Raw genomic sequence first — 5,649 nt, 5'->3', positions numbered from 1 at the left:
TTCTGGGGAATTCCAAACTTCATTGAGTCTATCACAGGACAACAAAGTCCAATTAACGACTTTGTAGCTGGTACTATTGCCCTATCCCTCAATGCAGCAGCTTATATAGCTGAGATTGTTCGTGGTGGTATTCAGGCCGTTCCAGTTGGACAAATGGAAGCCAGCCGCAGCTTGGGTATCTCTTATGGAAAAACTATGCGTAAGATTATCTTGCCACAAGCAACTAAATTGATGTTGCCAAACTTTGTTAACCAATTCGTTATCGCTCTGAAAGATACAACTATCGTATCTGCTATCGGTTTGGTGGAACTCTTCCAAACTGGTAAGATTATCATTGCCCGTAACTACCAAAGTTTCAAGATGTATGCAATCCTTGCTATCTTTTATCTTGTAATTATCACACTTTTGACTAAACTAGCGAAACGCTTAGAAAAGAGGATTCGTTAATGGCAAAATTAAAAATTGATGTAAATGATTTACACAAAAGCTACGGAAAAAATGAAGTTTTAAAAGGAATTACGACCAAGTTCTATGAAGGAGATGTTGTTTGTATCATCGGTCCTTCGGGTTCTGGTAAGTCAACTTTCCTTCGTAGCCTAAATCTTTTGGAAGAAGTTACTAGCGGTCACATCACTGTGAACGGTTATGACTTAACTGAAAAAACAACCAACGTTGACCACGTCCGTGAAAATATCGGAATGGTGTTCCAACACTTCAATCTCTTCCCACACATGTCTGTATTGGACAACATCACCTTTGCTCCTATTGAGCACAAGTTGATGACTAAGGAAGAAGCTGAAAAATTGGGAATGGAGTTGCTTGACAAGGTTGGACTAGCAGATAAGGCTAAGGCCTGTCCAGATAGCCTGTCAGGTGGTCAAAAACAACGTGTGGCCATCGCTCGTGGACTAGCAATGAATCCAGACATCATGCTCTTTGATGAACCAACTTCTGCCCTTGACCCTGAAATGGTCGGAGACGTACTAAACGTTATGAAGGAATTGGCTGAGCAAGGTATGACCATGATTATCGTAACCCATGAGATGGGATTTGCTCGTCAGGTTGCTAACCGCGTTATCTTTACTGCAGATGGTGAATTCCTTGAAGACGGAACACCTGATCAAATCTTTGATAACCCACAACACCCACGTCTGAAAGATTTCTTGGACAAGGTCTTAAACGTTTAAACGCAAACTGTAAGGATTTCCTTGCAGTTTTTTTCTACCTCGTATTGGAATTTTTGATTTTTCGGAAAATTATGTTAGAATTAAGTTTATGAAATGAGGTTTCCTCATACCTAGCAAGACTAGGAATAAAAATAGAAATTAGGTAGCTAGATGTCATCTAAGGTTATTGTTACAATTTTCGGTGCGAGTGGAGACCTGGCTAAACGCAAGCTCTACCCTTCCCTATTTAGACTATATAAATCCGGCAATCTTTCCAAACATTTTGCCGTTATTGGAACTGCCCGTCGTCCTTGGAGCAAGGAATATTTTGAATCTGTTGTAGTCGAATCGATCCTTGATTTGGCAGATAGTACCGAACAGGCTCAAGAATTCGCTAGCCACTTCTACTATCAAAGTCATGATGTCAATGATACAGAACACTATATTGCTCTACGTCAATTGCAGGCTGAACTAAATGACAAGTACCAAGCTGAACACAACAAGCTCTTCTTCTTATCTATGGCACCTCAGTTCTTTGGAACTATTGCCAAACACCTCAAGTCTGAAAACATTGTGGATGGTAAAGGTTTTGAGCGCTTAATCGTTGAGAAACCATTTGGTACAGATTACGCAACTGCAAGCAAGTTGAATGACGAGCTCCTAGCAACATTTGACGAAGAGCAAATTTTCCGTATCGACCATTATCTTGGTAAGGAAATGATTCAAAGCATCTTTGCAGTTCGCTTTGCAAACTTGATTTTTGAAAATGTTTGGAATAAGGACTTTATCGACAATGTTCAAATTACCTTTGCTGAGCGCTTGGGTGTAGAAGAACGTGGGGGATACTATGACCAATCTGGTGCCCTCCGTGACATGGTACAGAACCACACTCTACAACTGCTTTCCCTCCTTGCCATGGACAAGCCAGCAAACTTCACAAAGGACGAGATTCGTGCTGAGAAGATTAAGGTCTTTAAAAACCTCTATCATCCAACTGATGAAGAGCTTAAAGAACACTTTATCCGTGGTCAATACCGTTCAGGTAAGATTGATGGCATGAAATACATCTCTTACCGTAGCGAGCCAAATGTAAATCCAGAATCAACAACTGAAACCTTTGCATCTGGTGCCTTCTTTGTGGACAGCGATCGCTTCCGTGGCGTTCCTTTCTTCTTCCGTACTGGTAAACGTCTGACTGAAAAAGGAACTCATGTCAACATCGTCTTTAAACAAATGGACTCTATCTTTGGTGAGCCACTTGCTCCAAATATTTTGACCATCTATATCCAACCAACAGAAGGTTTCTCTCTTAGCCTAAATGGGAAACAAGTAGGAGAAGAATTTAACTTGGCTCCTAACTCACTGGATTATCGTACAGATGCGACTGCAACTGGTGCTTCTCCAGAACCATACGAGAAATTGATTTATGATGTCTTAAATAACAACTCAACTAACTTTAGCCACTGGGATGAAGTTGGTGCCTCATGGAAATTGATTGACCGTATCGAAGAGCTCTGGGCTGAAAATGGTGCCCCACTTCATGACTATAAAGCTGGAAGCATGGGACCTCAAGCAAGCTTTGACTTACTTGAAAAATTCGGTGCCAAATGGACTTGGCAACCAGATATCGCCTATCGTCAAGATGGTCGTTTAGAATAAAAAAATTTCCTGCAAGTTTATGCCTTGCAGGATTTTTACTTCTGATTAGATTAAGCCTTCCAAGAGACCCTTCATAAAGTTTTCTGAGTTAAACTCTCCAATATCATCGATTTTTTCACCAAAACCAATCAATTTTACAGGAATATTGAGTTCTTCACGGATGGCTAGAACAACACCACCTCGAGCAGTTCCATCAATCTTAGTCAAAACAATTCCCGTTAAAGGTGTGATTTTCGAAAATTCTTTGGCCTGTACCAGGGCATTTTGACCTGTTGATGCATCAAGTGCCAAGAAGGTTTCATGCGGAGCTTCTGGCACAACACGTTTGATGATACGACCAATCTTTTCCAACTCAGCCATAAGGTTGTCCTTGTTTTGCAGACGACCAGCGGTATCAATCATGAGAATATCGATACCTTCGGACACGGCACGTTCCATGCCATCAAATACGACACTAGCTGGGTCAGCTTTCTCAGGTCCAGTCACTACTGGAACATCTACTCGTCGACCCCATTCTGCTAATTGGGCAACGGCACCAGCACGGAAGGTATCTGCCGCAACCAGCATGACCTTCTTACCTGCTTGTTTGTAGCGGTGGGCTAGTTTCCCAATAGAAGTTGTTTTCCCAACACCATTCACACCGACGAAGAGCATGACTGTCAAGCCCTCTTGGAAGTGGATGCTTTCATCATAGTTTCCATCCTTTTCATAAAGCTCAACCAATTTCTCAATGATGACACGGCGAAGTGCGTCCGGTTTCTTGGCGTTTTCGAGCTTGACTTCGTAACGTAACTCCTCCGTTAAGTTAGAAGCGACTTGGACACCAACGTCACTCATGATCAGTAATTCTTCCAGTTCATCGAAGAATTCTTCATCAACAGAGCGGAAGTTGGCAAAGAAGGCGTTCAAGCGAGCACCGAAACCTGTACGAGTTTTCTTAAGACTGCGGTCATATTTTTCCTGAACGGTTTCTTCTGCTTGAGGCGTTTCTGCTTCAAGCACTTCAGAACTATTTTCTTCTACAGTCTCTAGGGGGTCAGGATTCTCTTCCTCTACGACTTCTTGTGAGTTTGGAACTTCTTCGACTTCTTCTTGAGAAGCTTCTACAACTGGCTCTGAATCCAGATGTTCTTCAACCGTATCTTGGATTTCCTTCTCTTGGAGCAAAGCTTGTTCAACAATTTCAACTTCTCCATCTTCTTGAGAAACTTCCTCAGCTTCTGTAAGAGAAGACTCAACATCTTCAGACAAATCAAGATTTTCCAGAGCTTCTTTTACAACTTCTTCGATTTTAGGTTCTTCTTTTTTTCCGAATAGACGGTCAAATAATCCCATATCTTAGTTCTCCTTTAGCACGTATTCTTCGATAGCCCAGGCGACAGCCTCTTCATCATTGGTCATTGGTGTCACTACATTTGCGACTGCCTTGACTTCAGGAACTGCATTTTGCATGGCAACACCGAGCCCTGCCCATTCAATCATAGAAAGATCATTGGCCTCGTCACCACAAGTCATAACTTGGCTTTGGTCGATTCCAAGATGGCTGATTAGTTTTGCCAAACCTGTTGCTTTATGAACATTCTTTGGTGACCACTCTAACAACATTTCACGTGATTTAAAGATTTCATATCGGTCAAACAATTCTGGAGAAATCTTCTGAATAGCTGCATCCAAGGGTTCTTGAGCAAAGGCAGTCACGCACTTATTGTAGGTCATTTGACTAGATAAGTCTTCAAAGTCCAATGGAACAAAGGTCAATGCTGGATTAAATTTGGCATAAAGACTTTCTTGGTCCGATTGGATTTGATAAACAGTTCCTTCTGAAATGGCATCAAGAGGCAGTGATAATTTCTCTGTTTCTTCATACAAGCGTGCTACATCATCATATGAAAAGACTGTCTTATCAAGGATTTCACCTGTATTTTTCTGAACCAAACCACCATTAAAAGTAATCGTATATTCATCTTCGTGGCCGTCAGTCCCTAGCTCATGGAGAAAGAAATCCATAGCTTTTAAGGGACGACCAGTTGTCAATACGACCTTGATACCACGATCACGCGCAGCTTTCAAGGTTGCCTTGGTACGATCCGTCAGCCTTTTATCAGTAGTCAGCAAGGTCCCGTCCAAGTCCAATGCAATCAATTTTATATCTGCCATTATAAGCCCTCCATATAAGCAATAACCGACTGGTCCTTATGGTGACCAATCACAGTCTCTGCTAATTCTAAAATTTCTGGTCGTGCATTTTCAGGAGCTACAGGATGTCCCACAACCTGCATCATATGCAAGTCATTTAGATTGTCTCCAAAAGCCATAACCTGATCCATTGTGATACCAAGTTTTTTAGCTAATTCAACAATGGCCACACCCTTATCGACATAGTCCAGAACAATATCAATGGATTCAAAGCCAGTTGTCATGGCCTTAACACCAGGGACATTTTCATTGACCCAAGCTTCCCCAGCTTCCAGCGTTTCTTCTGTGAAGTTGGTTGTAAATTTGAAAATATCATCTGTGATATCTTCAAAACTGGCTACTTTTTGGATATTTTCATTATAGTGCTGACTCACTTTTAAATAGGTCTCATCAACCGTATCTAGCACATAAGAGCCTTTTTTTCCCGTCAAGAGTAGTTTATTGATATCTACATAAGGTGACGTTTTCAGCTTTTCAAAAGTTGCCAGATAAAAGTCACGAGACATAGTCGCTTCATACAAATCCTGACCTTGATACTCTACCAAACTACCATTTTCAGCTATAAAAATAATGTCATCACGAACATCAGCAAATAATTTTTCTAGAGACAGAAATCCGCGCCCGACGA

6 protein-coding genes are annotated in these 5,649 nt (G+C 41.4%); 3 read left to right on the top strand and 3 right to left on the bottom strand.

The window, feature by feature from the left end; all coding sequences use genetic code 11:
- From SMIDD26_RS12645 to zwf, 3 genes are all read left to right on the top strand, one after another.
- Positions 1 to 447, top strand: a 447-nt coding sequence (locus tag SMIDD26_RS12645) for an amino acid ABC transporter permease (RefSeq protein ID WP_246746877.1), incomplete at its 5' end; no start/stop codon positions are given.
- Positions 447 to 1,187: an amino acid ABC transporter ATP-binding protein gene (locus SMIDD26_RS03480; RefSeq protein ID WP_023936216.1), complete on the top strand. Its 741-nt coding sequence runs from the start codon at positions 447 to 449 to the stop codon at positions 1,185 to 1,187. The genes SMIDD26_RS12645 and SMIDD26_RS03480, both read left to right, overlap by 1 nt.
- Positions 1,188 to 1,337: 150 nt before the next feature.
- Complete coding sequence (gene zwf, locus SMIDD26_RS03475) at positions 1,338 to 2,825, top strand: glucose-6-phosphate dehydrogenase (RefSeq protein ID WP_000096149.1); 1,488 nt, start codon at positions 1,338 to 1,340, stop codon at positions 2,823 to 2,825.
- 45 nt (positions 2,826 to 2,870) lie between these two features.
- On the opposite strand, the gene ftsY is transcribed toward zwf, so the two are convergent.
- The 3 genes from ftsY to SMIDD26_RS03460 form a co-directional block, all read right to left on the bottom strand.
- Entirely contained in the window at positions 2,871 to 4,160 is a 1,290-nt protein-coding gene (gene ftsY, locus SMIDD26_RS03470) for a signal recognition particle-docking protein FtsY (RefSeq protein WP_061438945.1), read from the bottom strand.
- A gap of 3 nt (positions 4,161 to 4,163) precedes the next feature.
- Entirely contained in the window at positions 4,164 to 4,982 is an 819-nt protein-coding gene (locus tag SMIDD26_RS03465) for a Cof-type HAD-IIB family hydrolase (RefSeq protein ID WP_061438942.1), read from the bottom strand.
- Positions 4,982 to 5,649 (bottom strand): HAD-IIB family hydrolase (locus SMIDD26_RS03460; protein WP_134990151.1); only part of this gene is annotated, 668 nt, incomplete at its 5' end. The genes SMIDD26_RS03465 and SMIDD26_RS03460, both read right to left, overlap by 1 nt.

Origin of the sequence: Streptococcus mitis (assembly GCF_001579035.1) — a bacterium.
GTDB classification, from domain to species: Bacteria; Bacillota; Bacilli; order Lactobacillales; family Streptococcaceae; genus Streptococcus; species Streptococcus mitis_J.
Note: the sequence above shows the minus strand (reverse complement) of the source record. Positions and strands in the feature narration are given on the sequence as shown.